The organism is Alphaproteobacteria bacterium PA2 (genome assembly GCA_002256425.1).
GTDB lineage: Bacteria > Pseudomonadota > Alphaproteobacteria > Caulobacterales > Caulobacteraceae > Phenylobacterium.
Map to the genome: position 1 here is coordinate 1,918,442 of NKIZ01000001.1, position 25,943 is coordinate 1,944,384.

Genomic DNA, 25,943 nt, shown 5'->3' on the forward strand with positions numbered 1-25,943 from the left:
GACCTATGGCGCGCAGCCCAGCTGTCTCACCGTCGAAAGCCAAAAAAACCATGGGGACGGTTGAAACGGCCTCCAAGGACGAGTTGCTCGGTTATTATCGCGACATGCTGATGATCCGCCGCTTCGAAGAGCGGGCCGGGCAGCTTTACGGCATGGGGCTCATCGGCGGATTTTGCCATCTGTATATCGGCCAGGAAGCTATTGCCGTAGGCGTTCAGGCGATCAAGAAGCCCGGTGATCAGGTCATTACGGGCTATCGGGATCACGGCCACATGCTGGCCTGTGGAATGGACCCACGGGAGGTCATGGCCGAACTGACCGGTAGGTCCGGAGGGTCGTCCAAGGGCAAGGGCGGGTCCATGCACATGTTCTCGACCGAGGCGGACTTCTACGGCGGTCACGGGATCGTTGGCGCTCAGGTGAGCCTTGGTACGGGCTTGGCTCTCGCCAACAAATACAAGGCCAATGGCAATGTCAGCTTCGCCTATTTCGGCGACGGCGCGGCCAACCAGGGCCAGGTCTATGAGAGCTTCAACATGGCCGAGCTCTGGAGCCTGCCGGTCGTTTACGTGATCGAGAACAACCAGTACGCCATGGGAACCTCCATTGAGCGGGCTTCCGCAGAGACCCATCTTTACAAGCGCGGCGCCTCATTCCTGATCCCGGGCGAAGAGGTTGACGGTATGGATGTCCTGGCCGTCCGCGACGCCGCCGGAAGGGCCGCAGAGCACGCCAGGTCAGGAAATGGCCCCTACATTCTCGAAATGAAGACCTATCGCTATCGCGGGCATTCCATGAGTGATCCGGCGAAGTACCGCAGCCGGGAAGAGGTCGACGAGGTCCGGAAGAACCGTGATCCCATCGACCATCTGCAGGAACTGCTCGAAAAGAAGGGCTGGGCGGACGACGCGGCCCTGAAGGCCATAGACGCAGAGGTCAAACGCGTCGTCGCCGACGCCGCTGAATTTGCCCGAACCAGCCCCGAGCCTGATCCATCGGAGCTCTATACCGACGTCTACCTGGAGGCCGCACAGTGACCGACATCCTGATGCCGGCCCTGTCCCCCACCATGGAAGAGGGGACCCTGGCGAAGTGGTTCGTGAAGGCCGGTGACTCGGTCCGCAGCGGCGACGTGATTGCCGAGATCGAGACAGACAAGGCGACCATGGAGGTCGAGGCGGTTGATGAAGGCGTCGTCGAGGAAATCCTCATCCCGGAAGGGACTGAAGAGGTAAAGGTCAATACGCCGATTGCCCGCCTGGCCGGGCAGGGGGCTGTTGAGGCGGCTCCTTCACCTGCGCCGACAGCGCCTGTAGTGGCGCCTGCGCCTGTCGAAAAGGTTGCTGCGCCCATGCCGGCTGTGCAGGTCGATCCGGAAATTCCGGCAGACGCCAGGCTGGTCAGGATCACTGTGCGCGACGCCCTGCGCGACGCCATGGCCGAAGAAATGCGTCGGGATGACGCCGTGTTCCTGATGGGCGAGGAAGTCGCGCAGTATCAGGGCGCCTACAAGGTCAGCCGTGACCTCCTTCAGGAGTTTGGCGACCGCAGGGTCATTGACACCCCGATCACTGAACATGGGTTCGCTGGTCTGGGCGTTGGCGCCGCCATGGCGGGTCTGAAGCCGATCATCGAGTTCATGACCTTCAACTTCGCCATGCAGGCTATTGATCATATTATCAATTCCGCAGCCAAGACCCTCTACATGTCTGGCGGACAGATCCGCTGCTCAATCGTCTTCCGTGGACCAAATGGTGCGGCGGCCCGGGTAGGCGCCCAGCACAGCCAGGACTATTCGGCCTGGTATGCCCAGGTGCCCGGTCTCAAGGTTGTGGCGCCCTATGATGCGGCCGACGCAAAGGGCCTTCTGAAGGCGGCGATCCGCGATCCCAACCCTGTCGTCTTCCTTGAGCACGAGATGCTCTATGGAACCGAGTTCGACATTCCGGCCGATATCGACTGGGTCGTGCCCATTGGCAAGGCCAAGGTCCGGCGGGTCGGGAAGGATGTCACCATCACGGCCCACTCCCGCATGGTTGGGCTGGCGCTCAAGGCGGCCGAGGAACTTGCAGCCGAAGGCATTGACGCCGAGGTCATCGACCTTCGCACCCTTCGCCCCCTTGACCATGAGACCATCGTCGAGAGCGTCAAGAAGACCAATCGTCTGGTCACGGCCGAGGAAGGCTGGGGTCCCATGGGGGTTGGCGCCGAGGTGATCGCCCGGGTGCTGGAACACGCCTTTGACTATCTGGACGCACCGCCGACCCGGGTGTGCCAGGAGGATGTTCCCATGCCCTACGCCGCGAACCTGGAGCTCCTGTCGCTTCCAGGCGTGGAAAAGATCGTTCAGGCCGCAAAGGCGGTTTGTTATCGATGACCGGTGCTTCCTGGCGTCAGGGCGGCTGTCACTGCGGCGCAGTCCGTTTCGAGGTCGCGCTGGTTGAGCCCGTTGAGGCCCAGACCTGTAATTGTTCCATGTGTGGCAAGGTCGGCTTCATCCACATGATCGTCCCGGAGAGCCGTTTCCGGCTGGACCAGGGGCAGGACAGCCTCACCGAATATGTCTTCAATACCGGCGTCGCCAAACACCTGTTCTGTCGTGTCTGTGGGGTGAAAGCCTTCTACCGGCCGAGGTCCAACCCCGATGGCTGGTCAGTCAACGCCCGGTGCCTGGACGCGCCGGTCGCCCTCAACCTGTCCGAATTCGACGGCCAGAACTGGGAGGCCAACGCCGGCCATCTCAGCCATCTGTCCCAGGAGCAGCCATGACTCCCTGCGTGAGCATCTGACAATGTCTACTGATATCCTCATGCCCGCCCTCTCGCCCACCATGGAGGAGGGTGTCCTCGCCAAGTGGTTCATCAAGGCCGGTGACACGGTCCGCAGCGGCGATGTCATTGCCGAGATCGAGACCGACAAGGCGACCATGGAGGTCGAGGCTGTAGACGAGGGCGTTGTCGAAGCAATCCTTGTCCCTGAGGGGACTGAAGAGGTGAAGGTAAACACGCCCATCGCCCGCCTCGCCGGAGGTGATGCAAAGCCCGCTGCGCAGGTTGTTGCCGAGCCCGTCGCCGTGCAGGCGCCACCTTCTCCCGCCCCTGCGAAGCCCGTTATGGCCGCTGTCCCGACCAAGGCTGAGGGCGGCCGGATTTTCGCTTCGCCCCTGGCCAGACGCATTGCTGAGCAGAAGGGCCTTTCCCTTTCCGACATCAAGGGGACAGGTCCCCATGGACGGATCATCAAGGCCGATGTGGATGCGGCCCAGCCCGGCGCCCCGAAGGCGGCGTCTGCACGGCAGGATGCGGCTCCCGCGACTGCCGTGTCCGCAGTTCCAAGGCAGGCCCAGTCCCTGGCGCAGATGGGCATTGCTGATGGCAGCTATGACCTGATCCCATTGGACGGGATGCGCAAGACAGTCGCCCGCCGCATGTCAGACAGCTTCCGGGATGTGCCTCACTTCCCGCTGACCATAGACCTGAACATCGACGCCCTGCTGGCGGCGCGGGTCAAGATCAATGGCATGCTTGAGGCCCAGGGACAGAAGGTCAGCGTCAATGATCTGGTGATCAAGGCCGCGGCGGTCGCCCTGAAGCAGGTTCCAGAGGCCAATGCCAGCTATTCGCCCGAAGGCATCGCCATGCACCATCACGCGGACATCGCCATGGCGGTCGCGATCGATGGCGGTCTGATTACGCCCATCATCCGCTCGGCCGAGCTGAAGGGGCTGGCGCAGATCGCATCCGAGGCCAAGGATCTGGCCACCCGCGCCCGATCGAAGAAGCTGAAGCCCGACGAGTTCCAGGGCGGCACCTTCTCCATTTCCAATCTTGGCATGTTCGGGATCAAGGCCTTCGCCTCCATCATCAATGAGCCGCAGGGTGCGATCCTCTCGGTTGGAGCCGGTGAGAAGCGCGCCATAGTGGTGGGTGACCAACTGGCCATAGCCACCATGATGACTGTGACCCTGACCTGTGATCATCGGGTGGTGGACGGCGCCATCGGCGCGCGCTGGCTGCAGGCCTTCAAGGCCCTGATCGAAGATCCCATCACCATGATCGTTTAGGGCGAAGACCATGGATTTCGACCTCATCGTCATCGGATCAGGGCCGGGCGGCTATGTCACGGCCATCCGCGCCAGCCAGCTTGGCATGCGCACCGCCATTGTTGAGCGGGAACTCCTGGGCGGCATCTGCCTCAACTGGGGCTGTATCCCGACCAAGGCCCTGCTGAAATCCGCCGAGGTCTATGAGCAACTGGGCCACCTTTCTGACTATGGTCTCAAGGTTCAGGGGGCCAGCTTCGACTTTGACGCCATAGTCACACGTTCCCGTGGCGTTTCATCCCAGCTGAATGCTGGCGTCGCCTTCCTGATGAAGAAGCACAAGATCGAGGTGATCGAGGGCGTCGCAAAGCTGGAAAAGGGTGGGCTTGCGCCCAAGGTGGTCGTGGCCCTGAAGGCTGGCGGAAGCCGGACAGTCACGGCCAAGCATGTGATCCTGGCGACAGGCGCCAGGGCCCGCACCATTCCCGCCATTGGGCTGGTTCCCGACGGCGAACGCATCTGGACCTATCGGGAGGCCCTGGTCCCGAAATCAACGCCCAAGTCCCTGGTCGTCATTGGTTCGGGCGCCATAGGCATTGAGTTCGCCAGCTTCTATCGGGCTCTGGGCTCCGATGTGACGGTGATCGAGAGCCTTGCCCGCATTCTCCCCGTCGAGGATGAGGAGGTGTCAAAGGCGGCGCAGAAGGCCTTTGAAAAGCGCGGACTGAAATTCCGTGTCGGCGCCACGGTGAAGAGTCTCAAGGCCAGCAAGTCCGGCGTCACTCTGGAGCTGGAGTCTGCCGGCAAGGCCGAAACCCTGAGTTCAGATGTCGCCATCGTGGCGGTCGGTATTGTGGGGAATGTTGAGGACATGGGGCTCGAGGCCCTGGGTGTCAGAATCGAGAAGACCCACATTGTAACCGACAGTCACGGTGCGACGGGCGTGCCAGGACTCTACGCGATCGGCGATGTGGCGGGTCCGCCCTGGCTGGCGCACAAGGCCAGCCATGAAGGTGTCCATTGCATTGAGCATATAGCTGGTCTGCCGTCCTCAAACCTGACAGCGCCAATCCCTGGATGCACTTATGCAACGCCGCAAATCGCTTCCATTGGCCTGACTGAGGCGCAGGCGAAGGATAAGGGTCTGGACATCAAGGTCGGCCGTTTCCCGTTCAAGGTGAATGGCAAGGCCATCGCGTCCGGGGAGACCGAGGGTTTCGTCAAGACCATCTTCGATGGCAAGACTGGCGCCCTCATCGGAGCCCATATGATCGGGGCAGAAGTCACAGAAATGATTCAGGGCTATGCCCTGGCCATGACCCTTGAGGCCACCGAGGCCGAACTCCACGCCACGGTCTATCCACATCCGACCATGAGCGAGGCCATGCACGAGTCCGCACTGGACGCCTTCGGCAAGGTCCTGCACGTCTGACGGGGTCAGGCGGCCCGTCGACCGTCGGTCTCGGCCATGCGCTGAAGGGCGACATAGTCGGTCTTGCCGGTGCCCAGCACCGGGACCTCAGCAATCCGCACGATCTTTTTGGGTACGGCCAGTTCCGGAGCGCCGATGGATTGGGCGTGGGCCAGGAGAGCGGAGGATTCCGCATCCTGCTGATCAGTGAAAAGGACCAGCCTTTCGCCCTTCTTGGGGTCCGGCATGGCCACCACGGCGTGCCTGGCGTCTGGCCAGACCGTCGAGGCCAGGTCTTCAGCCGCGGTGAGGGACACCATTTCCCCGGCGACCTTGGCGAAGCGCTTCACCCGCCCAAGGATCGTGATCCAGTTGTCATCCGTGATCGAAACCACGTCCCCGGTGTCATGCCAGCCATCCACGGGCGCCTCGACAGACCCGTCGGGCAGCAGATAGCCCGACATCACATTCGTGCCGCGAACATAGAACCGGCCACCGCCGGCAATTCCCTCAACCGGCTCGAGCCGCACTTCGATACCCGGAAGAAGCCCGCCGACAGTCCCTCGCCGGTTGTCACCTGGCTGGTTGACGGCCACCACGGGCGCCGCCTCGGTCATTCCATAGCCCTCCAGGACAGGCACATTGCCGAACCGCTCGGTGATCAGGTTATGGGTCTCATCGCGCACCTTCTCGGCGCCGCAGACGATGAATTTCAGGCCACTCATCTCGTCGCGCTCGGCCACTCTGGCGTACTGGTTCACGAAAGTGTCGGTAGCCAGCAGGATGGACGCGTTACAGTCCTTCAGCAGCGGGGGGATGATCTTGGTATGTAGCGGGGAGGGGTACTCAAATGCCTTCATGCCGTTGAGGATAGGCAGAAGAACGCCTGCGGTCAGGCCAAAGCAGTGGAAGGTCGGCAGGGGATTGAACATCACCCAGTCCGGATCCAGGTCAATGTGAGCCGCAATCTGCAGGACATTGGCCACAAGGTTCGCCTGGCTCAGCACCACGCCCTTCGGAGTCCCGAAGCTGCCTGAGGTGAAAAGAATGACGCCGGGGTCGGATGGCTTGGCCTTGGCCAGGAAGGGGCCGGGCAGGGCGCCTGCCGTGGCTGCGAACACCTTGTCGGCCAGGCCCACGCTTTCACGGACATCTTCAAGATAGACCACCTTGGCGACGGTCTCGAGGGCGTCCGTCAGGTCATGGAGTTTGCCCTGCTCGATGAACTTGCTGGCCGTCAGGACATGCTTGACCCCTGCCAGTTCACAGGCCGCCTTCAGGTTCCGGATGCCTGAGGTGAAGTTCAACATGGTCGGAACCCGCCCGAAGGCGTGAAGGGCGAAGAAGGTCACGACGACGCCAGAGCTGGCCGGAAGCATCACGCCAACCCGCTCGCCAGGCTTGGTCATGGCGGCGATCTTGCGGCCCAGGGCGAAGGAAGCCCGGATCAGGTCGGTATAGCTGAGGGGGTTACGATCCTGGTCTTCGAGGATCAGCTTCTTCGCGCCGTACTTTGTGCGGGCGTCCAGCAGGGCCTGAAACACAGTGCGCTCGGCAGCGATGGGATCAAACGATTCCGACAAGTGGTAAGTCCTCCCCGACCTATCGTCGGCTGTATGGACCCTAACCTAGCCAGTGCGCCAACCCTTGAAAAGGTCCGTTACATTCCGTGAGTGCAACTTCTGTATGTCGCCATCAAACGCGAGCCGGACCTATGGACCTGTGCTCGCCTCGCTGCCAGACGGGATGTCTCTGGGTCTCAGATCCTCGCTCACCGGGTTAGGCGCCATGCTTGGCTCTGGCGCCCGTCGATCCTTTCCGACACGTCGCGCGGCCTCCGACTTTGCGGCGATGAAGGTCGCCAGGGCATCGAGCCATGGCGTGCGCCAGGTGTCAGCTTCCAGGCTGAGGGCAGGTCGCGCCCCAGGTATGGGCACGAGGGAGCATGTCCCAATGGCGCCGCAGAGATCGAGGTCTTCTGAGGTCGCGGGGCCGGAGCTGAGGATCAGGGTGGTCTTCCCAAGACCGGTGGCGGACTGCCGGGCCTTGTCCTCAAGGCTCTTGGCCTGTTCGAGCCAGTCGCGGCTTACACCCGACCCTCGCAGATCAGGATTGGCTGTCATCCAGGCGTGGGAGACATGCCCCCGCCACGGATCATGGGTCTTTCCAGCTTGGTAGGCGTCGGGGCTCTCTCTCGTCCAGGCCCTCCATGCCTTGGGCGGCGGAACTGTTGGGGAGGACAGGACAAGACCGTCAACATCCAGACCGCGCTGAACGGACCTGAGGGCCAGAATGGCCCCGCGCCCCTGGCCCAGCAGGATGACCGGTGTTTCACCATTCGGCCTCACGACAATGCGCATGAGCGCCTTTACCGCCGCCAGGTCCGGATCGAAGGATTTGACATGGACACGATCACCCGGCGACGCAGATCGTCCGGACCCACATTCGGACGCCCGGTCCAGCACCCAGACCGAATAGCTTCGCCTTGTCAGGTCCGACGCCGTCTCGAACCAGGCTTCGGCGCATTCTCCAGTATCGGGCAGGATAATCACCGAGGCCCTCGGCGCCCGCCAGGTTGAGGCGACCCCATACCTTTGAGGGGGATTGGCCCCTACCTGGACATACCCCCAGGCCCAGCCTTCCGGTCTGAAGAACCGGCCCGCGAGGTCCGGCGGGGTTCGGCTCTCGGCAAATGGCTGGACGCCTCCCGTGCGGTGACAACCGGCTGCCAGGAGAATAAGCGCCAGGGTCAGGGCTGCTCGACGGAACATGACCCTATCAGCCCAAATTCACCAGGTGATGCAAGGTGTCCCTTTGCCGCTTGATCCGCGCCCGATGAAGGACGATCTATGGTTCATGGCCACAGTCATCGACACGCGAACCGGCGCCCGGGTGCGTCACCCTGAAAAGCAGGCGCGACCCGATACGCCCATGCTGCGCAAACCGGAGTGGCTCAGGGTCAGGGCGCCGGGATCGGCCGGCTACAACGCCACCCGCGAAATTGTCAAAACCCACGGATTGACCACGGTCTGTGAGGAAGCTGCCTGTCCGAATATCGGGGAGTGCTGGACCCAGGCCCACGCCACCATGATGATCATGGGCGAGATCTGCACCCGGGCCTGCGCCTTCTGCAATGTCTCGACCGGCAAACCGGATGCCCTGGATCCCACCGAGCCCGCCCGCGTCGCTGACGCCGTTCTGAAAATGGGCTTGAAGCATGTGGTCATCACATCGGTGGACCGCGACGATCTTGCGGACGGCGGAGCTGCGCATTTTGCCGCTGTGGTCCGCGCCATCCGCAGTACGGCTACACAGACGACGATCGAGATCCTGACACCGGACTTCCTTCGCAAGCCCGTAGAAGCCGCCGAAACCGTGATCGACGCGAAGCCGGACGTCTTCAACCACAATCTGGAGACCGTGCCCCGGCTCTATCTGTCGATCCGACCCGGCGCCCGGTACTTCCACTCCCTGCGCCTGCTTGAGCGGGTCAAGGAACGGGATCCAACCCAGTTCACCAAGTCGGGTCTCATGGTGGGCCTCGGCGAGGCCAAGGAAGAGGTCATGCAGGTCATGGATGACATGCGCTCGGCCGGAATCGATTTCCTGACCATTGGCCAGTACCTGCAGCCAACCCGCAAACACGCCGCCGTGGATCGCTTTGTTACACCTGACGAGTTCAAGGCCTATGAGGAGATAGCCTACGCCAAGGGCTTCCTGATGGTTTCCGCCAGTCCCTTGACCCGGTCTTCCCACCATGCCGGCGAGGACTTTGCGCGGCTCAAGGCGGCGCGGCTGACCCGGGCTGGCGTCTGAAGGCGTGCGGCACCAGGTCACAAGACGGCTGCCCTATGCCCCGGAGCAGCTTTATTCCCTGGTCGGCGACGTGGATCGTTATCCGGACTTCGTGACCTGGATCACCGGAATGCGGACCTGGAACGCCCGCATCGACGAACAGGGGGTCTCATGGGTGGATGCAGAAGCCAAGGTCGGGTTCAGCTTCCTGAAAGAGCGGTTCTCCACACGGGTGCGCCGCGATCCAGGCGCAATGCAGATCGATGTCGGCCTGATCTCAGGGCCGTTTGAGCGACTCAGAAACCGCTGGATCTTCACAGAGGACGGCGAAGGGACCGAAGTGCGCTTTGATATCGACTTCGCCTTCAAGTCGCGGATGCTGGACAACCTGCTTCAGAGCAATTTCGAGCTGGCCGTGGATCGGCTGATGACCTGCTTCGATGACCGGGCGAAAGCCCTGTACGGTCAGGATTGAGCCACCCGCTCCCGAAGGGCTTCCAGGGCGGCCTGGACCGCCGCGAGCTGAATCTCGGACCGGGTTTCAAGCTGGAAGAACTCTTCCCTGTGGTGAAGGCCATGGTTGGTGCGCGCAGTGGCGATGTGGACAGTGCCCACAGGCTTCATCCGCGTCCCGCCGCCTGGCCCGGCGACACCTGTAATGGCGACCGAGATATGGGCGTTGGAATTCTCAAGGGCGCCCTCAGCCATCATCCGGGAGACCGGCTCGGAAACTGCGCCGAGGTCAGCGATCAACTCGCCGGGCACATCCAGCAACTCCTGCTTTGCCCGATTGGTGTAGGTGACAAATCCACGCTCGAAGACATCTGACGCCCCGGGGATATTGCAGATCGCTGCTGCGACAAGGCCGCCGGTGCAGCTCTCTGCCGTGACGATCCGCAGGGACTTGCTGCGGGCCTCGTCCACCAGCAGGCGGGCCAGGGTTTCGATCTCGAGAGAAAACATGGCGTGGGCTCCGAGCAAATTAAGCAAGTGTGAGATAGCACCTGAATAACGCTATCGCCTCTGACACAAGCTGATTCGAGCCCATGACGCTGACAGAAGATCGAACTTCCCCACAGGCTTCGGCTTCCCAGTCGATTTTCGCCCTGACCATTTTCTTCAGCGCGGCCCTGGTCTTCGCCGTCGAGCCCATTATCGGCAAGCTGATGCTGCCCCTGCTGGGGGGTGGCCCATCGATCTGGAACACCAGTCTGGCCTTTTTCCAGGCCATGCTCCTGCTGGGCTACGGCTATGCCCACCTCCTGCAGAAGCTGAAGTCGCTCAAGCTCCAGGCCGTGATTCATCTGGGGCTGCTGGCCCTTGCTGCACTGGTTCTGCCGCTTCACGTCAGCGAATGGTTTGGCCCACCCAGCACGGATCGTCCGGTCCTCTGGCTGCTGGGCGCCCTTACCGGCTCGATAGGCGCGCCTTTCGCCATCCTTTCGGCCACGGCGCCCCTGGTACAGTCCTGGTTCGCCAGGACAGCCCAGGTCAAGGACGGGCCAGAGCCCTACGCTCTTTATGCCGCCAGCAATATCGGCAGCCTTCTGGCTCTTGTGGCCTATCCCGTCGTCATCGAACCCCTGACGGCCCTGCACAGCCAGACCTTCGGATGGAGCCTTGCCTATGGCGGGTTCGTCGCTCTGATCGCCATACTCGCCCTCAGGGTGGTCCGGTCACCTGCAAGGCCTCTGGAGATTTCCGCTCCGGTTGGCGCAGCTCCAACCTGGACGGAGCGGTTGCTCTGGGTGCTGTTGGCGGCGATCCCCTCCAGCCTGATGCTGGGTGTCACCAGCTTTGTGACCACGAACGTCGCCTCGGCCCCGTTTCTCTGGGTCATTCCCCTGGCCCTCTATCTTCTGACCTTCATCCTGGCTTTCTCCACCCGGCAGATACTGTCCCCCGATGGGGTGCTGACCTTTCAGGCAGCAGCAGTCGTGGCCTGCATCGCCTTCGTCGCCTTTGTGCCGGACAATCTGGCCCTGTCACTGATCGCCCATCTTGGGTGCTTCTTCCTCACAGCCCTGGTCTGTCATCAGGCCATGGTGGCACGCAGGCCAGAGCCGGGACGTCTGACCGAGTTCTATCTCTGGATGTCGGTTGGCGGCGTGGTCGGCGGCGGGTTCAACGCCTTTCTGGCGCCGGTCATCTTCAATGATGTCTGGGAGTATCCCCTGGTTCTGGTGGCGTCCTGTCTCGTCCGCCCATGGGGGCAGGGGCCCTTCCTGCGATGGCGCTGGCTGACCCTGGCTCTGGGTCTGGCGGCGGCCTTCACCTTTCCGATCTTCCGGCAGGTGGAAACCCAGTTTGGCGGTGAGGCCATGGGCGTCTTCCGGATTACCGACCCGGACATCGCCCTGCTGATCCCCCGCATTGGCATCGCCACGGCCCTGGTCTGCGCCTTTGTCCTGCGGCGGCGGGCGCAGCTGCTGTTCATCATGGCCCTGGCTATCGCCATCTCGACCCAGATTTCCGGCGTGTCCTCTGAGAGCCAGGCCCGCTGGCGCAGCTTCTTCGGCGTGGTGAAGGAGTCCCACCTGAATGTTCCGGAGATGGGCGGAGACGTCCGGATGATGGTCCACGGCACCACCCTGCATGGAGCCCAGGCCCAGAGCCCGCAATTCCGCTGCCGTCCTCTGGTCTACTACGCGCCAGAGACGCCGATCGGGCAGGTCTTCACGACCATTTCAGCCAGCAAGCCGGCCCTGCGTATCGGCGCTGTGGGTCTGGGGGCTGGCACCGTGTCAGCCTATGTCCGTCCGACCGACCGGCTGACCTTCTTTGAGATCGACCCGCTTGTGGTCAAGATCGCCTCGGACCCCAAACGCTTCACCTATGTCAGCGAGTGCGCCAAGGGGCCGATCGACTATGTGCTCGGGGATGCCCGGCTTACCCTTGCCCGCCAACCCAAAGACCTGTTCGACATACTGCTGGTGGATGCCTTTTCATCTGACAGCGTCCCGGTTCACCTCATGACGGTAGAGGCTGTCCGCGGGTATCTGAGCCATATCAAGCCAGACGGCGTTGTTGTGCTCCACCTCTCCAACCGGAATGTGGAGCTGTTGGGACCAGCCATGGCGGTGGCGCGCAAGGCAGGCGGTGTCGCAAGGGTGCAGAGCCATCAGATCGATCCCAACGCCCCGTCCCTGTGGGAGTCGTCCGAAGACGCATTGATCATCGCCCGGAACCGTGAGGCCCTGGCGGCCTTCGCCGGAGATCAGCGGTGGAAGCCAACCAATCCTGGTCTCGCCAAGCCATGGACTGATGACTACACCAACCTCATCGGCGCCATGATCGCGAAGATCCAGCAGAAGTCGACGGGTTAGGCCGGGAGGTCGACGGTGGCCACGGCCTGTGCCATCAGCCCCTCACCACGCCCGGTGAAGCCCATGCCTTCGGTCGTCGTCGCCTTCACGCTGACCCGGTCGATCTCGATGCCAAGGATTTCGGCAAGACGCTGACGCATGGCGTCACGATGGGGCCGGATCTTCGGCTGCTCACAGACAAGGGTCACATCCACATTCTGGATACGTCCGCCTTTTGCCCTGACGCGGTCAGCGGCATGGGCCAGGAAGCGGTCTGATGACGCCCCCCGCCACTGTGGATCCGAAGGCGGGAAGTGCTCACCAATGTCGCCATCCCCGATGGCGCCCAGCAGGGCGTCGGTCAGGGCGTGCAGACCGGCGTCGGCGTCGGAGTGGCCGATCAGGGTCTGGCTATGGGTGATCTCGACCCCACAAAGCCATACACTATCGCCCGGCCCCCACCGATGGGCGTCCACGCCAAAGCCCACACGGATGGACCGGGCCTGGTGGACAAGTGCTTCCGCCATATCGAAGTCCTCCGGATAGGTCAGCTTCAACAGCCTGGGATCACCCTGAACCAGGGCGATGTTTCCCCCAACTCTCTCAACGACGGATGCATCGTCTGTAGGTTCTTCGGTTGCAGGCCACTCATCGTACGCGCGCCGGAGACTACCCAGGCGAAAGGCCTGAGGGGTCTGGGCCCGCCACAGGCCATTGCGCGAAACGGTTTCAAGACCTGTGTCAGTCCGACGTTTCAAGGTGTCGGCCACAGGCAGGGCGGGGAGGGCGCCGTCGGCATGCCCCATCGCCTCGGTCAGCGCCAGGATGTGGGCAGGTGTGAGCAGGGGCCGGGCGGCGTCATGGACCATGACAATGCGGTCGTCTGGCTGCCTGATGGCCCCAAGGCCTGCCTGAACTGACAGGGCGCGGCTCGCGCCGCCATTCACACATCGCCATCCGGCGAGATGCTTCAGTTCGTCGCCCGCGGCTTCTTCCCACCCTTCGGCGACGACCACGACAATGTCGTCCACGCCGGCGGCGACAAACGCCTCGACTGACCAGGTCAGTACAGTGCGGCCGGCAAGGTTCCGCCAGGGCTTGGGGACGCCCGGCCCAGCCCGGGTGCTGGCGCCGGCGGCGACGACAATGGCGGAAACGTTCATGACCGTTGTTTAGGCCGACCTTCCACCATGTCCAGCCCGCCTGCGTTGCACCCGTAAACTCAGGGCTTTACCCCGGCCACATTGTTGCCTAAAAAGAGGGCGAACGGAGTGACTATTTTATGGGCAAATCGCTCAAGGTTGGTGAGGCAGTCGTCGGCGGCCGCGTGTGGATCGCCCCGATGACGGGAGTCTCCGACCTGCCATTTCGCAGGGCGGCCAGCCGTCTCGGCGCCAGTTATGTGGCCACTGAAATGGTCGCCAGCGCCGACTTCGCCCGCGGACGGCCTGACGTGGTGCGTCGCGCCGCCGTTGGGGAGGGGCTGCCCCTGATGGTTGTCCAGCTGGTCGGGAGGGATCCCGACCACATCGCCAGGGCCGCAAAGCTTGCGGCCGACGCCGGCGCACAGATCATCGACCTGAACTTCGGATGCCCCGCCAAGGAAGTCACCAGCGGCGCTGCGGCCGGCTCGGCGCTCATGCGGGAGCCTGACCTCGCCGGTCGGCTGATGGCGGCCGCCGTCGCTGCGGTAGATGTGCCCGTGACGGTCAAGATGCGCCTGGGATGGGACTCGGCTTCGATGAACGCGGCTGAGCTCGCCAGGACTGCAGAGTCACTTGGGGTGCAGGCTGTCACGGTTCACGGTCGCACCCGTTGCCAGTTCTACAAGGGCCATGCCGACTGGGCCGCCGTTGCAGAGGTCAAGGATGCGGTGAGTATTCCGGTGATCGTCAATGGCGACATACATGACGCGGCCAGCGCCCAACGCGCCCTGGATCTGTCCGGCGCCGATGGAGTGATGATCGGGCGCGGGGTCTATGGCCGGCCCTGGATCGCAGCTGAAATCGAAGCCGGGCTGGATGGCCGCCCCTTCGAGGCGCCGGATCTTCAGGCTCGGCTGGCTATCGTGCTCGAGCATTTTGAGGATTGCCTGTCGTTTTATGGAGCCCGGATCGGGATCCGGGTCTTCCGGAAACATCTGGCGGCCTATGTCGACCAGGCCCCGATGCCCCTGGATGAGGCTGCGCGGAAGTCCGCCAGGCAGGACCTCTGCCGCCTTGATGATCCTGGTGGCGTCATTGCCGGCCTGAAGGCGCTCTGGCGCGAGCCATCGGAGAAACTGGCGGCATGACCTCACGATTCCAGACTTCGGCGTTCGGGCCAGACCTGAGCGCCCTGAAAGCGGCGGCCTTCGACTTTTCACCGGAACCTGCCCTGGTTGTCAGCGCAGACGGCGCCCTGGTTGCAGCCAATGAGGCGGCCGAGAGGCTGTTCGGGCAGGGTCTCAGCCTTCTTTCTCGGGGCCGTTTCGGCGCCGCCCTTCCGCATGGTTCCGCCCTGGTGTCCCTGCTCAATCGGGCCCTTGAAGAGAATGCGCCGGTCCGGGAGCGGGAAGTGGAAATTTCCCTGTTCGGCCTGCCGTCCTTCGAGGCTGACGGCGCCGCTGTGCCCCTGGGGGATGGCTCGGTTCTCCTGACCCTTCACGTCAAGGGCGGCCATCTGGCTGTCGAGCGCGGCGGAGCCGAAGCAGCCGGACTGAGGACCATTGTCGGCCTGGGGCGGATGCTTGCCCATGAGATCAAGAATCCCCTGGCCGGGATCCGGGGTGCGGCTCAGCTCCTGAAAGCTGGGGCCCGGTCAGAGGATACGCCTCTGGCCCAGCTGATCGTCGATGAGACGGACCGGGTGCGGCGTCTGGTCGACCGGATGGAGGCGTTCTCGGATGACGCCCTGCCGGACTGCAAGCCCATCAATATTCACCAGGTCCTGGATCGGGTGCGGGCTCTTGCGGCAAATGGCGTGGCGGACGGACTGGTCCTGCGCGAGCGCTATGACCCGTCCTTGCCCCTGACCCCGGGCGATGAGGATCAGCTGATCCAGGTCTTCCTCAATCTGGTCAAGAACGCTGCCGAGGCCGCCCACTCCCGTGGCGACAATCGCGGTGAGATCGTGATCCAGACCGCCTTCCGACACGGCGTGCGGATACGGGCCACCCAGGGTCAGAACCTCCGTGGGGCGCCTCTGGAAATCCGTATCCAGGACAACGGCCCCGGTGTGCCGGCTCATCTCCGCGAGAGCCTGTTCCAACCTTTTGTAACGACCAAGGCCAATGGCGCCGGTCTTGGTCTGGCCCTGGTGTCAAAGCTGGTCTCCGCTCATGGCGGCCTGATTGATTTCGACTCCGAGCCTGGCCGCACGACATTCCGCGTGCTGCTGCCGATTGTGACCGATGAGGACTCCCTGGCATGAGCTCGAGCAACGCCAACAAGAAGATACTCATCGCCGACGATGACAGTTCGATCCGTCTGGTCCTGAGCCAGGCCTTCACACGACTGGGCTATCAGGTCAGGGCCACCGGCAACGCCACCACCCTTCTGAAATGGGTTTCAGAAGGCGAGGGGGATCTCGTCATTACTGATGTCATGATGCCGGACGAAAACGTGTTCGACGTGCTGCCCCGGATCCGCAAGGAACGGCCCAAGCTGCCCGTCATCGTCATGAGCGCCCAGAACACCCTGCTTACGGCGGTCAGCGCCGCAGAGGTCGGGGCTTTCGACTATGTGTCCAAGCCCTTTGACCTGGACGACATGACCTCGGTCGCGCGGCGCGCCCTGTCGCGACCAGCAGACAGTGAAGCCTCCAAGGCGCAGGCGAGAGCCGTCAGGGATGAGCGCCTGCCTCTCATTGGCCGGTCCGGCCCGATGCAGGACGTCTACAGAACAATTGCCCGCCTGGTAGGGGCAGACCTTACGGTCCTGATCACCGGGGAAAGCGGCACGGGGAAGGAACTGGTCGCCCGCGCCCTGCACGACATGGGACGGCGCAAGGACGGAAAGTTTGTCGTCATCAACCTGGCCGCCGTCCCGAGGGAGCGGGTCGAGGTCGAGCTCTTCGGACGTGAAGACGGCGACTGGGGCAAGCTGGTCGAGGCGGACGGCGGAACCCTGTTCCTGGACGAGATCGGGGACATGCCCCTGGACGCCCAGACCCGGCTGTTGCGGGTCATTGATGGCACAGAGGCGGCGATCAATCCAAAAACCGGCCGACGCCCCAATGCGCGGATCATCGCCGCCACCAACCGGGACTTGAGAGGCCTCATCCAGCAGGGGTTGTTCAGGGAAGACCTGTTCTTCAGGCTGAATGTTGCGCCCCTTCGCCTGCCGCCGCTCAGGGATCGAACTGAAGACATTCCGGACCTGGCAAGAGCCTTCCTGCTGAGGGCAAATCGGGAGGGGCTTCCATCCAAGACCATCGACAGCAGCGCCCTTGAGCGTCTCAAGACCCATTCCTGGCCGGGGAATGTCAGGGAGCTGGAAAATCTGGTGCGCAGGGTATGCGCCCTGTACGGCGAAGACCTGATTACCGCCCGGATTGTCGACAAGGAACTGGCCGAGCATCAGGCTCCGGTGATCGGTCAGGAGGGCCCGCTGAGCCTTGCCCAGTTGGTCGAGCGACACCTGTCGGGCTATTTCGCAGAGCAGCCGGACGGGATTCCGCCTGCTGGCCTCTATGATCGGGTTCTGGAAGAGATCGAGCGTCCCCTGATCCACCTCACCCTCGGCGCGACCCGGGGCAATCAGGTGCGGGCCGCAGAGATACTCGGCCTGAACCGGAACACTCTGCGCAAGAAGATCCAGGATCTGGGTGTCGAAATGCGGTCCGGCCGCCGCTAGACCGTAGCGGTGACGCCACATTGGTGTTGAGTTTGAGGTACAGGTGCGGCTATTATGCCACGCATATGACCTCTGCTACCCACCCACTCGAGGCTCATCTGACCCGGGCCGCCAGGATCTGGCGGCTTGTTCAATCACGCTATGCCCTTGTGGGCGCCTATGTTCTGGCGCTCTTCCTCACCGGCATCGCCATTCTGCTGGCAGCTTCTCCGCCCGAAACCGGGCCGCTTGCCCCGGCCAGCCGAAACATCCTGATCATCCTGGGTCTGAACCTTGGCCTGATCTTTTTCCTGGCGGCGACTGTCGGCATCAGGCTCCTGGAATTGCTTGACGCACAATCCAGCGATGCGGGCGCCAGGCTTCACCTTCGTTTTGTAACGACCTTCGCCTTCGCGGCCATGGCGCCGGCCCTGGTGGTCTTCTTCTTTTCCGGCGTGCTGGTGAACCGCGGGGTTGATGACTGGTTTTCCACCCGCGTGCAGACGGTTGTTGAGAACTCCGCCACGGTCTTCCGTTCCTATATGGACGAGCAGAAGCGCTATGTGAGCGACCACGTCGCCCTGATGTCCGAAGACCTGAACCGGGCCTCCGGCGCCCTGCAGACCAGCCCGGTGACCTTCAGTCACTTTCTGGCGCAGCAGGCTGCGGATCAGGGTTTCCAGGCGGCATACCTGATTGATCGCGAGGGGCGCATCCTTGCCCTGGCTGAAATCGGCAAGGCTCCGGCCTATGCCATTCCCCCGGAGTCCGGCTTCAAGGCCGCTGACGAAGGGGACATATTCGTATCCTCTGACCTGACCCGGAGCCTCTACAGGCTCAAATCCTATGAGGACGCCTATCTCTACCTTTCGCGACCGATCGAAAACGGAATCGTCGAGAACCTGACCGAGGCTGAGGCGTCCCTTGGGTCCTATCGGGAGGCCGCCCAGAGCCGTCAGAGGATCCAGACCGTCTTTGCCCTGTCCTATGCCGAAACAGCCCTGCTGGTGCTGGTGGGCGCAGTCTGGCTGGGGATGGCGGCCGCCAATGCGATTTCCGGACCCGTAAGCCGACTGGTGCAGGCCGCAGGCAAGGTGGCGGGCGGGGACCTTTCAGCCAGAGTCGATGCAGACAACGACCCCGAAGAGATCGCCGTCCTGTCCCACGCCTTCAACAACATGACCCGGGACCTGCAGCATCAGCAGCATGCCCTGACCCTGGCCAGCGATGAGGCGCAACAGCGCAGTCGCTTCATCGAAACCGTCCTGTCCGAAGTGTCGGCAGGGGTGCTGGCTACCGACGGTGATGGACGGATCTCGGCCGCCAATCGTCAGGCGGTTTCCCTGCTGGATCTTCCCGGGGACAGGGGCCACGGCCTGAGTCTGGACGAAGTCGCCCCGGAACTTGTCGGCATAGCCCGCGACGCCGGTCTGGCCGGCATAGCCGAGGGCGAGGTTGATGTGTCCCGCACCAGGGAAACCCGCCGCCTGCGGGTACGGGCCAGCCGCAGCGAGGAAGGTCTGGTTCTGACCTTTGACGACATTACCCGGCTTGTTTCGGCCCAGAGGAACGCCGCCTGGCGCGATGTGGCTCGCCGCATCGCCCATGAGATCAAGAACCCCCTGACGCCCATCCAGCTTTCGGCCGAGCGGATCCGTCGGAAGTTCCGTGGCGGAATTCAGCCAGCCGACCTTGAGACCTTCGATCGATGCACGGAAACCATTGTGCGGCAGGTGGGTGATATCGGCCGGATGGTCGACGAATTCTCATCCTTCGCACGGATGCCAACCCCGACCTTTGCGCCCCACGACCTGTCAGACCTCCTAAGGGAGGCCGTCTTTGCTCAACGTGTGGCCAATCCGGACATGGACATCGTCCTGGCTGAGCCTCACAGGTCGGCCGAAGTGCGCGCCGACGGCCGCATGATCGCTCAGGCGCTGACCAATGTGCTCAAGAATGCTGTTGAGGCTGTCGCTGCTCGAACGGCGAAGAACCCTGACCCCCCCGGCCGGATCACAGCCGAAATCATTCAGGGCGCCGAGGGCGTGACCATCAGGATTGAAGACAATGGCCTCGGACTGCCAGCCAAGGATCGCGACCGGCTTACCGAGCCCTACGTCACTACCCGAGACAAGGGGACAGGCCTCGGCCTGGCGATCGTGAAACGTATCCTGGAAGATCACGGCGGCGAGTTGGTCCTGACTGACGCCGTCAATGGCCCCGGGGCCCTTGCGGTCCTGTCCCTTCCATCAAGCCCCGGCGACCAGGGTGAAACATTGGTCGCAGACACAAGTGTGGAGGCTCCCCATGGCGGCTGATGTCCTGGTAGTCGATGACGAGGCCGATATCCGGGATCTCGTAGCCGGCATCCTTTCCGATGAAGGCTATGACGTCCGTACAGCCAACGATTCAGAGTCCGCCCTGGCAGCCATCCGCGCCCGCAAGCCGGCCATTCTGGTCCTGGACATCTGGATGCAGGGCGGCGGCATGGACGGCCTTGAGCTGCTGGATCTTGTCCGGACCCTCGACGCTGACCTCCCTGTCATCATGATCTCGGGTCATGGCAATATTGAAACCGCTGTCAGCGCTATCAAGCGCGGCGCATACGAGTTCCTTGAAAAGCCGTTCAAGTCGGACCGCCTGCTCCTGGCCGTTGAGCGGGCTCTGGAGTCTGCAACCCTCAAGCGTGAGAACCGCCGGCTGCGGGCGCAGACCATTGTTCCTGACGGCCTCATCGGCAAGTCCATGGCGACCCAGCAATTGCGGGGCCTGATCGCCAAGCTGGCCGGCGCCAACAGCCGCGTCCTGATTTCGGGCCCACCTGGCGCCGGTAAGGAAACCGTGGCCCGCCTGATCCATGGCGCCAGCCCCAGGGGCAAGAGTGAGTTCCTGGCCATCAGCGCAGCAGGCATGACCCCGGAGCGGGTGGATGTGGAACTGTTCGGCGAAGAAGGGGAGGGAGGCCGTCCCGCCAGGATCGGCGTCTTTGAGCGTGCCCATGGTGGCACCCTCTATCTCGATGAAGTCGCCGACATGCCGCGGGAAACCCAGAGCCGCATCCTGCGCGTGCTGGTGGAACAGCGGTTCAGAAGGGTGGGCGGTGCTTCGGATGTCCAGGTGGATGTCCGTGTGGTGTCCTCGACCTGCCGGGACCTTCGCGACGAAATCGCTGCAGGCCGATTCCGGGAGGACCTGTTCCACCGCCTCAATGTGGTGCCGATCTCGGTGCCGGGCCTGGCGGAGCGACGGGAGGATATTCCCGAACTGGTGGATTTCTTCATCCAGAAGATCTGTGACGCCACTGGCATGACCCGGCGCAGGCTCGCCGATGACGCCCTGGCTGCCCTCCAGGTCCGGCCCTGGCCAGGCAATCTCAGTCAGCTGCGGAACAATGTTGAGCGCATGCTCATCCTTGCTGCCGGAGATCCGTCGGACCTGATTACGGCGGAAATGATGCCCGGCGACGTCTCACCGACCACAGCGGGCGGGTCAATCGGGGCTGAGCGGATCATTTCCCTCCCGCTCCGGGACGCCAGGGAGTTGTTCGAGCGGGAATATCTCCACGCCCAGATGCTCCGCTTTTCAGGCAATATTTCGCGGACCGCAGCCTTCATCGGCATGGAACGTTCCGCCCTTCACCGCAAACTGAAATCGCTTGGCCTCTCCAGTGGTCGCGGCGCCGATAACGGGGACGAATAGATGGGCCGGATCGCCTATGTGAACGGACGCTTCGAGCGTCACGCCGAATCCTTTGTCCACATCGAGGACCGTGGCTACCAGCTGGCTGATGCAGTCTACGAGGTCTGGGCCCTGTTTGACGGCAAGCTGGCCGATCCCGAAGGCCACTTCGCCCGGCTGGAACGCAGCCTCTCAGAGCTTCAGATCGACATGCCCATGAGCCGCAAAGCCCTGACCATTGTCCTGCGGGAGACGGTCAGGCAGAACCGGATCCGGGACGGATTGCTCTACCTGCAGGTCAGCCGGGGTGTCGCGCCCCGGGATCATGCCTTCCCCACCAACCCGGTTCCCCCGGCCATCGTGATCACGGCCAAGGCGATTGATCGCGCAGCGGCAGAGGCAAAGGCGGCCAAGGGCGTTTCGGTCATTACGGTGCCGGAAAACCGCTGGGGTCGGTGTGACATCAAGACTGTCGGCCTCCTGCCCAACGCCATGGCCAAGCAGGCGGCCAAGGAACAGGGTGGCGCGGAAGCCTGGTTTGTCGATGAACTGGGCTTTGTCACGGAGGGCGCCTCTTCCAACGCCTGGATCGTCAAGGCCGATGGAACCGTCAAGACCCGGGACACCAACGCCAACATCCTGCGTGGCGTCACCCGATACACACTCCTCGACATACTCCAGGCCGAGGGGATTTCCGTTGATCAGAGCCCCTTCACCCCGGCTGAAGCCCTGGCCGCCAGCGAGGCCTTCATCACCGGCGCCGGCGCGCTCGTCCTGCCGGTTGTCGTCGTCGACGGCAAGCCCGTCGGAAATGGCAAGGTCGGCCCTGTGGCAAGCCGGCTGCGGCGCCTATATATTGAACAAGCCCGTTCCACGGCGATATAGCCAGACGGGACCGATTGCGTCTGTCACAGTGGTCGGCGTATCTGAACTCGCGTGTGTGGGGCGGTTTTCGCCCTCGAAAACAAGAAGAGGCGAAAAGCCATGTCAAACGACAAGAAACAGAACCTGCAGGACACCTTCCTCAACAGCGTCCGCAAGACCAAGACACCCCTGACCATCTTCCTCGTGAACGGCGTCAAGCTGCAGGGCGTGGTCAGCTGGTTCGACAATTTCTGCGTCCTGCTTCGCCGGGACGGCCAGTCCCAGCTGGTCTATAAGCACGCCATCTCCACCATCATGCCGGCAGCCCCGGTCCAGCTCTACGAACCGTCGGAAGATGAGGACGATTGACCTCGCAATTGATTGACCGCGAAGCCCCGATCCAGGGGGCTGTTGTCGTTCATCCCGACCGTGATCCCCGTGGCGCCAGCCGCAGCGGGGCCGCGCGCCTTGAAGAGGCCGTGGGCCTGGCCCTGGCGCTTGACCTGGAAATCCGCGACGCCCTGATCGCCCCCTTGCGCAAACCAACCCCTGCGACCCTGTTCGGGTCCGGCAAGGTCAAGGAGATCGGCGATCTCTGCGAAGCGCTCGAAGTCGATGTCGCCATCGTAGATGACGCCCTGACCCCGGTGCAGCAGCGCAATCTGGAGAAGGCCTGGGGCGTGAAGGTCATCGACCGCACGGGCCTGATCCTCGAGATCTTCGCCCGTCGGGCCCGCACCAAGGAAGGTCGGCTCCAGGTCGAACTTGCAAGGCTCTCCTATGAGCGCTCGCGCCTGGTCCGGACCTGGACCCACCTGGAGCGCCAGAGAGGCGGCTTCGGCGTCATGGGCGGTCCTGGGGAAACCCAGATCGAAACCGACCGACGGCTGATTGCCGAGAAGATCGCCAAGCTGAAGCGCGATCTGGTGGAGGTGCGCCGCACCCGCACACTTCAGCGCGCTGCCCGCCAGAGGGCGCCTGCACCCTCCGTCGCCCTGGTTGGTTACACGAACGCCGGCAAGTCGACCCTGTTCAACAGGCTGACCCAGTCCGATGTGGTCGCCCAGGACATGTTGTTCGCGACCCTTGATCCGACCTTGCGGACCCTAAAGCTGCCGGACGGACGGCCAGCTGTGCTTTCAGACACAGTAGGCTTCATTTCCGACCTGCCCCACGAACTGGTGGAGGCCTTCCGCGCCACCCTGGAAGAGGTCAAGGAAGCCGACGTCATTCTGCATGTGCGCGACATTTCCAGCGAGGAAACCGACGCCCAGGCCCAGGACGTCCGCAAGGTCCTGTCCCGGCTGGGCGTTGAGATGAATGAACGTCGGGTCATCGAAGTCTGGAACAAGCTGGACCTTACCGAGGTGGCTGACAGGGAAAACCTGCGAGGCGACGCCCTCAGATCCACCCCGGCCGCTGTGCCTGTTTCGGCTGTCAGCGGAGAGGGCTGCGACACGCTTCTGGCCATGATCGCCGATCTGGTGGACGAAGCGGCGCCAGTCGGCATCGACATACCGGCGGGGGAGGGTGCGGCCCTGGCCTGGCTTTATCGTCACGGTCGCATCATCAGTCGCAGGGACCGGGAGTCCGGCGAGATATCCCTTGCGGTCAGCCTCAGTGAGCAGGCCCTCGGTCAGTTCGAGCAGTTCTTCCCGGGCCTGGAGCCAAAGCCGATCTAGGGGTTCCCGGCCTTCTCCGCGCGCTTGGCGTCATTCCACAGGGCGTCCATTTCGGCCAGATCCGAGTCCGCGGCCGAACGTCCCCGGGCGCGAAGTCCATCTTCGATGAAGCGGAATCGACGCTCGAACTTGGCGTTGGACTGCCGCAAGGCATCCTCCGGGTCGATATCCAGGGTCCGGGCGATATTGGCGACCACAAACAGGACGTCGCCCAGTTCATCCCGGGTCTTGGCCCGGTCGTCGGCTGCAACCTCAACCTTCAGTTCCTCGACTTCCTCGTCGAGCTTGGCCAGGACCTCATCCACCGTCGGCCAGACAAAGCCGACGCTGGCTGCCCGCTTCGAAAGCTTCACCGCACGGGAGAGAGCCGGCATGCCCTGGGGAATATCGTCCAGCAGTCCGGACTTCGCCGGCTTCATCGCCCTTTCCTGGGCCTTGATGACGTCCCAGGCCGCAACCTGCTCCCCACTGGACCTCGGACCTTCGGACCCAAAGACATGAGGATGCCTGCGGATCATCTTGGCGCAGATGGCCTCGACCACGTCTTCGAACCGGAAGGCCTGCTGCTCCTCAGCCATGCGGGAATGAAAGACGACCTGGAACAGCAGGTCTCCCAACTCCTCGCGCAGGTCGGTCAGATCCTCCCGCTGGATGGCGTCCGCCACCTCATAGGCTTCCTCGACCGTGTAGGGCGCAATGGTCGCAAAGGTCTGCTCCAGGTCCCAGGGGCAACCTGTGTCCCTGTCCCGCAGGCGCGCCATGATGGCCAGCAGTCGGTTCATGGGGTCGGTTTCAGGCTGAGTCGGGCTTTGCATGGGCTCAGAGAACCCCGGCGCCAGGCGGGAGACAAGCCCCCGGATTCAGCGGATATTTTGAAGCCCCGGCCTTGACGGCGCCCTTGCTGAAGGCGAGCCTCTGCCTGGGGACAAGGCGCAGTCAAAAGGAGTGGCAAATGGCCCACAAGTTCGAAATCTACAAAGACAAGGCGGGTGAATTCCGGGTCCGCTTCAAGTACAATGATGAAGTGATGTTCTCGACCGAGGGCTATTCCTCCAAGGCCTCTGCAAAGAACGCCATCGAGTCCATCAAGAAGAATGGTCCGGACGCACCGACCGACGATACGACGGACTGATCACCACATAAGGGGGCTTCGGCCCCCGCCTTTGGAGAGCTGCAGTGACCGGCATCTATGATTTCTCCGTTCGGGCCCCTGATGGCTCGGAGACGCCATTGCGTGACTTCGAAGGCAAGGTGATCCTCATCGTCAATACAGCCTCCAAGTGCGGATTCACGCCCCAATATGAGGGGCTGGAGGCGCTCTATCGGGAGCACAACGATGCAGGCCTCGCCATTCTGGGCTTTCCCTGCAACCAGTTCGGCGCCCAGGAGCCAGGGGACGCCAAGGAAATCGCCAACTTCTGCTCCCTTACCTATGACGTGACCTTCCCGTTGATGGCCAAGATCGACGTCAACGGCCCCAAGGCCGACCCGCTCTTCGCCTACCTGAAAAAGCAGAAGGGCGGGCTGCTGGGCGACGCCATCAAATGGAATTTCACCAAGTTCCTGATCGGCAGGACAGGCAAGGTTCTGGGCAGGTATGCGCCAACCGTGACCCCGGCGGCGCTTGAAGGGGACATCAAGCGGGCTCTGGCGGCCTAGTTTCCGGTTTTGAGCCCCAGGGTCGCCAGCAGGCCCACCAGATACCTCCGGACCTCATCCTCGCCGCCGCCATCGGTGTGGGACACCAGCCGGTTGAGCAGGGCGCCATAGAGCATGTCGTAGATCAGGTCGGCAGGCGCCGCCTCGTCGATGATATCTTCCGTGATCGCGGCCTGCATGAGCCGGGCGAAGATCAGCCGCTGCGGCCGCGCAATGGTCTCATTGAAGAGGAAGGTCAGGTCCGCCCTGGCCTGGGGTTGGGCGATGATTTCCCCCGCCAGCCTGCGGTAGAATGGCGAGAGCATGAGTTTCGGGGTCTGTAGGATGAACCAGTCCAGCCGCGCCCGGAAATCCCGCTCAGCCCAATCCGGCGGGGAGGCGTCATCATCAGCGGTGCGAGCCTCGATCGCCGCCACCAGCAACTGGGGTCTGGATGCCCATCGGCGATAGATTGCGGCGCGACTGACGCCAGACCGCCGGGATATCTGGTCATAGCTGACATTGTCCAGACCGCCTTCGATGAACAGGGTCAGGGCCATATCCAGTATGGCGCGATCCACCGCCGGATTACGCGGGCGTCCTCGCCTGGCTTTGTCGGTCATTCTGCAATCCTCATTGCGCACTGAATGTGTATCGTAATAAGCCTGCGGGCAAGTCTTACCGTAGTTAGGCCATTTGAAAGCAGTTTCGGTG

Annotated in this window: 24 protein-coding genes; 18 read left to right on the forward strand and 6 right to left on the reverse strand. The window is 63.0% G+C overall.

Annotated elements, in window-relative coordinates; all coding sequences use genetic code 11:
- The first annotated feature begins 5 nt into the window (after nucleotides 1–5).
- Genes pdhA through lpdA form a run of 5 tightly spaced genes read left to right on the forward strand, consistent with a single transcriptional unit; the run spans nucleotide 6 to nucleotide 5,474 of the window.
- Nucleotides 6–1,037: a pyruvate dehydrogenase (acetyl-transferring) E1 component subunit alpha gene (pdhA, locus tag CFE28_09210; protein OYU70156.1), complete on the forward strand. Its 1,032-nt coding sequence runs from the start codon at nucleotides 6–8 to the stop codon at nucleotides 1,035–1,037.
- Complete coding sequence (locus tag CFE28_09215) at nucleotides 1,034–2,377, forward strand: pyruvate dehydrogenase complex E1 component subunit beta (GenBank protein ID OYU70157.1); 1,344 nt, start codon at nucleotides 1,034–1,036, stop codon at nucleotides 2,375–2,377. The genes pdhA and CFE28_09215 overlap by 4 nt, the downstream gene beginning before the upstream one ends.
- Nucleotides 2,374–2,769: an aldehyde-activating protein gene (locus CFE28_09220; protein ID OYU70158.1), complete on the forward strand. Its 396-nt coding sequence runs from the start codon at nucleotides 2,374–2,376 to the stop codon at nucleotides 2,767–2,769. The genes CFE28_09215 and CFE28_09220 overlap by 4 nt, the downstream gene beginning before the upstream one ends.
- 22 nt (nucleotides 2,770–2,791) lie before the next feature.
- Nucleotides 2,792–4,063 (forward strand): pyruvate dehydrogenase complex dihydrolipoamide acetyltransferase, encoded by a 1,272-nt coding sequence (locus CFE28_09225; GenBank protein ID OYU70159.1) that lies wholly within the window; start codon nucleotides 2,792–2,794, stop codon nucleotides 4,061–4,063.
- A gap of 10 nt (nucleotides 4,064–4,073) precedes the next feature.
- The gene (gene lpdA, locus CFE28_09230; GenBank protein OYU70160.1) at nucleotides 4,074–5,474 is read left to right on the forward strand and encodes a dihydrolipoyl dehydrogenase; all 1,401 of its coding nucleotides are present in this window, start codon (nucleotides 4,074–4,076) and stop codon (nucleotides 5,472–5,474) included.
- A 5-nt stretch (nucleotides 5,475–5,479) separates the two neighbouring features.
- Here lpdA and CFE28_09235 read toward each other — a convergent pair whose 3' ends face one another.
- Both CFE28_09235 and CFE28_09240 read right to left on the reverse strand, forming a co-directional pair.
- Nucleotides 5,480–7,036: a 2-acylglycerophosphoethanolamine acyltransferase gene (locus tag CFE28_09235; GenBank protein OYU70161.1), complete on the reverse strand. Its 1,557-nt coding sequence runs from the start codon at nucleotides 7,034–7,036 to the stop codon at nucleotides 5,480–5,482.
- A 129-nt stretch (nucleotides 7,037–7,165) separates the two neighbouring features.
- Nucleotides 7,166–8,224 (reverse strand): lysophospholipase, encoded by a 1,059-nt coding sequence (locus CFE28_09240; protein ID OYU70162.1) that lies wholly within the window; start codon nucleotides 8,222–8,224, stop codon nucleotides 7,166–7,168.
- Nucleotides 8,225–8,309: 85 nt separating this feature from the next.
- On the opposite strand from CFE28_09240, the gene lipA reads away from it, so the two are divergent.
- Together lipA and CFE28_09250 are read left to right on the forward strand one after the other, a co-directional pair.
- Nucleotides 8,310–9,269: a lipoyl synthase gene (lipA, locus tag CFE28_09245; protein OYU71641.1), complete on the forward strand. Its 960-nt coding sequence runs from the start codon at nucleotides 8,310–8,312 to the stop codon at nucleotides 9,267–9,269.
- Nucleotides 9,270–9,273: 4 nt separating this feature from the next.
- Nucleotides 9,274–9,723: a ubiquinone-binding protein gene (locus tag CFE28_09250; protein OYU70163.1), complete on the forward strand. Its 450-nt coding sequence runs from the start codon at nucleotides 9,274–9,276 to the stop codon at nucleotides 9,721–9,723.
- On the opposite strand, the gene CFE28_09255 is transcribed toward CFE28_09250, so the two are convergent.
- Nucleotides 9,714–10,211 (reverse strand): damage-inducible protein CinA, encoded by a 498-nt coding sequence (locus tag CFE28_09255; protein OYU70164.1) that lies wholly within the window; start codon nucleotides 10,209–10,211, stop codon nucleotides 9,714–9,716. The two genes, CFE28_09250 and CFE28_09255, sit on opposite strands and share 10 nt — an antisense overlap.
- An 83-nt stretch (nucleotides 10,212–10,294) precedes the next feature.
- Here CFE28_09255 and CFE28_09260 point away from each other — a divergent pair, with 83 nt between their 5' ends.
- Nucleotides 10,295–12,574 (forward strand): spermidine synthase, encoded by a 2,280-nt coding sequence (locus tag CFE28_09260; GenBank protein OYU70165.1) that lies wholly within the window; start codon nucleotides 10,295–10,297, stop codon nucleotides 12,572–12,574.
- Here CFE28_09260 and CFE28_09265 read toward each other — a convergent pair.
- Nucleotides 12,571–13,716, reverse strand: coding sequence for a bifunctional 2-C-methyl-D-erythritol 4-phosphate cytidylyltransferase/2-C-methyl-D-erythritol 2,4-cyclodiphosphate synthase (locus tag CFE28_09265; GenBank protein OYU70166.1), 1,146 nt, complete (start codon nucleotides 13,714–13,716; stop codon nucleotides 12,571–12,573). The genes CFE28_09260 and CFE28_09265 overlap by 4 nt on opposite strands.
- A gap of 119 nt (nucleotides 13,717–13,835) precedes the next feature.
- Between CFE28_09265 and CFE28_09270 the strand changes: the two genes are divergently transcribed.
- From CFE28_09270 to hflX, 8 genes are all read left to right on the forward strand, one after another.
- The gene (locus CFE28_09270) at nucleotides 13,836–14,846 is read left to right on the forward strand and encodes a tRNA dihydrouridine synthase DusB (protein ID OYU70167.1); all 1,011 of its coding nucleotides are present in this window, start codon (nucleotides 13,836–13,838) and stop codon (nucleotides 14,844–14,846) included.
- Nucleotides 14,843–15,964, forward strand: coding sequence for an ATPase (locus CFE28_09275; GenBank protein ID OYU70168.1), 1,122 nt, complete (start codon nucleotides 14,843–14,845; stop codon nucleotides 15,962–15,964). The genes CFE28_09270 and CFE28_09275 overlap by 4 nt, the downstream gene beginning before the upstream one ends.
- Entirely contained in the window at nucleotides 15,961–17,388 is a 1,428-nt protein-coding gene (gene ntrC, locus CFE28_09280) for a nitrogen regulation protein NR(I) (protein OYU70169.1), read from the forward strand. Before CFE28_09275 ends, ntrC begins: the two co-directional genes overlap by 4 nt.
- Before the next feature lie 65 nt (nucleotides 17,389–17,453).
- Nucleotides 17,454–19,685, forward strand: a complete 2,232-nt coding sequence (locus CFE28_09285) for a PAS domain-containing sensor histidine kinase (protein ID OYU70170.1) — start codon at nucleotides 17,454–17,456, stop codon at nucleotides 19,683–19,685.
- Entirely contained in the window at nucleotides 19,675–21,066 is a 1,392-nt protein-coding gene (locus CFE28_09290) for a sigma-54-dependent Fis family transcriptional regulator (GenBank protein OYU70171.1), read from the forward strand. Before CFE28_09285 ends, CFE28_09290 begins: the two co-directional genes overlap by 11 nt.
- Nucleotides 21,067–21,930, forward strand: coding sequence for a D-amino acid aminotransferase (locus CFE28_09295; GenBank protein OYU70172.1), 864 nt, complete (start codon nucleotides 21,067–21,069; stop codon nucleotides 21,928–21,930).
- 99 nt (nucleotides 21,931–22,029) lie between these two features.
- On the forward strand, nucleotides 22,030–22,278 hold the full coding sequence (locus CFE28_09300; GenBank protein OYU70173.1) for an RNA chaperone Hfq: 249 nt from the start codon (nucleotides 22,030–22,032) through the stop codon (nucleotides 22,276–22,278).
- Nucleotides 22,275–23,591, forward strand: coding sequence for a GTPase HflX (gene hflX / locus CFE28_09305; protein OYU70174.1), 1,317 nt, complete (start codon nucleotides 22,275–22,277; stop codon nucleotides 23,589–23,591). The genes CFE28_09300 and hflX overlap by 4 nt, the downstream gene beginning before the upstream one ends.
- Here hflX and CFE28_09310 read toward each other — a convergent pair.
- Nucleotides 23,588–24,406: a nucleoside triphosphate pyrophosphohydrolase gene (locus tag CFE28_09310; protein ID OYU70175.1), complete on the reverse strand. Its 819-nt coding sequence runs from the start codon at nucleotides 24,404–24,406 to the stop codon at nucleotides 23,588–23,590. The genes hflX and CFE28_09310 overlap by 4 nt on opposite strands.
- A 137-nt stretch (nucleotides 24,407–24,543) precedes the next feature.
- On the opposite strand from CFE28_09310, the gene CFE28_09315 reads away from it, so the two are divergent.
- Together CFE28_09315 and CFE28_09320 are read left to right on the forward strand one after the other, a co-directional pair.
- Nucleotides 24,544–24,723, forward strand: a complete 180-nt coding sequence (locus CFE28_09315) for a DUF1508 domain-containing protein (protein ID OYU70176.1) — start codon at nucleotides 24,544–24,546, stop codon at nucleotides 24,721–24,723.
- A gap of 44 nt (nucleotides 24,724–24,767) precedes the next feature.
- Nucleotides 24,768–25,250, forward strand: a complete 483-nt coding sequence (locus CFE28_09320) for a glutathione peroxidase (GenBank protein OYU70177.1) — start codon at nucleotides 24,768–24,770, stop codon at nucleotides 25,248–25,250.
- On the opposite strand, the gene CFE28_09325 is transcribed toward CFE28_09320, so the two are convergent.
- The gene (locus tag CFE28_09325) at nucleotides 25,247–25,852 is read right to left on the reverse strand and encodes a hypothetical protein (GenBank protein ID OYU70178.1); all 606 of its coding nucleotides are present in this window, start codon (nucleotides 25,850–25,852) and stop codon (nucleotides 25,247–25,249) included. The genes CFE28_09320 and CFE28_09325 overlap by 4 nt on opposite strands.
- Between the last annotated feature and the right edge of the window lie 91 nt (nucleotides 25,853–25,943).

Bases quoted from the DNA above. Each gene is read 5' to 3' on its own strand.
- pdhA (OYU70156.1), top strand. From the start codon at position 6: ATGGCGCGCAGCCCAGCTGTCTCACCGTCGAAAGCCAAAAAAACCATG.
- CFE28_09220 (OYU70158.1), top strand. From the start codon at position 2,374: ATGACCGGTGCTTCCTGGCGTCAGGGCGGCTGTCACTGCGGCGCAGTC.
- CFE28_09225 (OYU70159.1), top strand. From the start codon at position 2,792: ATGTCTACTGATATCCTCATGCCCGCCCTCTCGCCCACCATGGAGGAG.
- lpdA (OYU70160.1), top strand. From the start codon at position 4,074: ATGGATTTCGACCTCATCGTCATCGGATCAGGGCCGGGCGGCTATGTC.
- CFE28_09240 (OYU70162.1), bottom strand. From the start codon at position 8,224: ATGTTCCGTCGAGCAGCCCTGACCCTGGCGCTTATTCTCCTGGCAGCC.
- lipA (OYU71641.1), top strand. From the start codon at position 8,310: ATGGCCACAGTCATCGACACGCGAACCGGCGCCCGGGTGCGTCACCCT.
- CFE28_09255 (OYU70164.1), bottom strand. From the start codon at position 10,211: ATGTTTTCTCTCGAGATCGAAACCCTGGCCCGCCTGCTGGTGGACGAG.
- CFE28_09260 (OYU70165.1), top strand. From the start codon at position 10,295: ATGACGCTGACAGAAGATCGAACTTCCCCACAGGCTTCGGCTTCCCAG.
- CFE28_09265 (OYU70166.1), bottom strand. From the start codon at position 13,716: ATGAACGTTTCCGCCATTGTCGTCGCCGCCGGCGCCAGCACCCGGGCT.
- CFE28_09270 (OYU70167.1), top strand. From the start codon at position 13,836: ATGGGCAAATCGCTCAAGGTTGGTGAGGCAGTCGTCGGCGGCCGCGTG.
- CFE28_09275 (OYU70168.1), top strand. From the start codon at position 14,843: ATGACCTCACGATTCCAGACTTCGGCGTTCGGGCCAGACCTGAGCGCC.
- ntrC (OYU70169.1), top strand. From the start codon at position 15,961: ATGAGCTCGAGCAACGCCAACAAGAAGATACTCATCGCCGACGATGAC.
- CFE28_09285 (OYU70170.1), top strand. From the start codon at position 17,454: ATGACCTCTGCTACCCACCCACTCGAGGCTCATCTGACCCGGGCCGCC.
- CFE28_09290 (OYU70171.1), top strand. From the start codon at position 19,675: ATGGCGGCTGATGTCCTGGTAGTCGATGACGAGGCCGATATCCGGGAT.
- CFE28_09295 (OYU70172.1), top strand. From the start codon at position 21,067: ATGGGCCGGATCGCCTATGTGAACGGACGCTTCGAGCGTCACGCCGAA.
- CFE28_09300 (OYU70173.1), top strand. From the start codon at position 22,030: ATGTCAAACGACAAGAAACAGAACCTGCAGGACACCTTCCTCAACAGC.
- CFE28_09310 (OYU70175.1), bottom strand. From the start codon at position 24,406: ATGCAAAGCCCGACTCAGCCTGAAACCGACCCCATGAACCGACTGCTG.
- CFE28_09315 (OYU70176.1), top strand. From the start codon at position 24,544: ATGGCCCACAAGTTCGAAATCTACAAAGACAAGGCGGGTGAATTCCGG.
- CFE28_09325 (OYU70178.1), bottom strand. From the start codon at position 25,852: ATGACCGACAAAGCCAGGCGAGGACGCCCGCGTAATCCGGCGGTGGAT.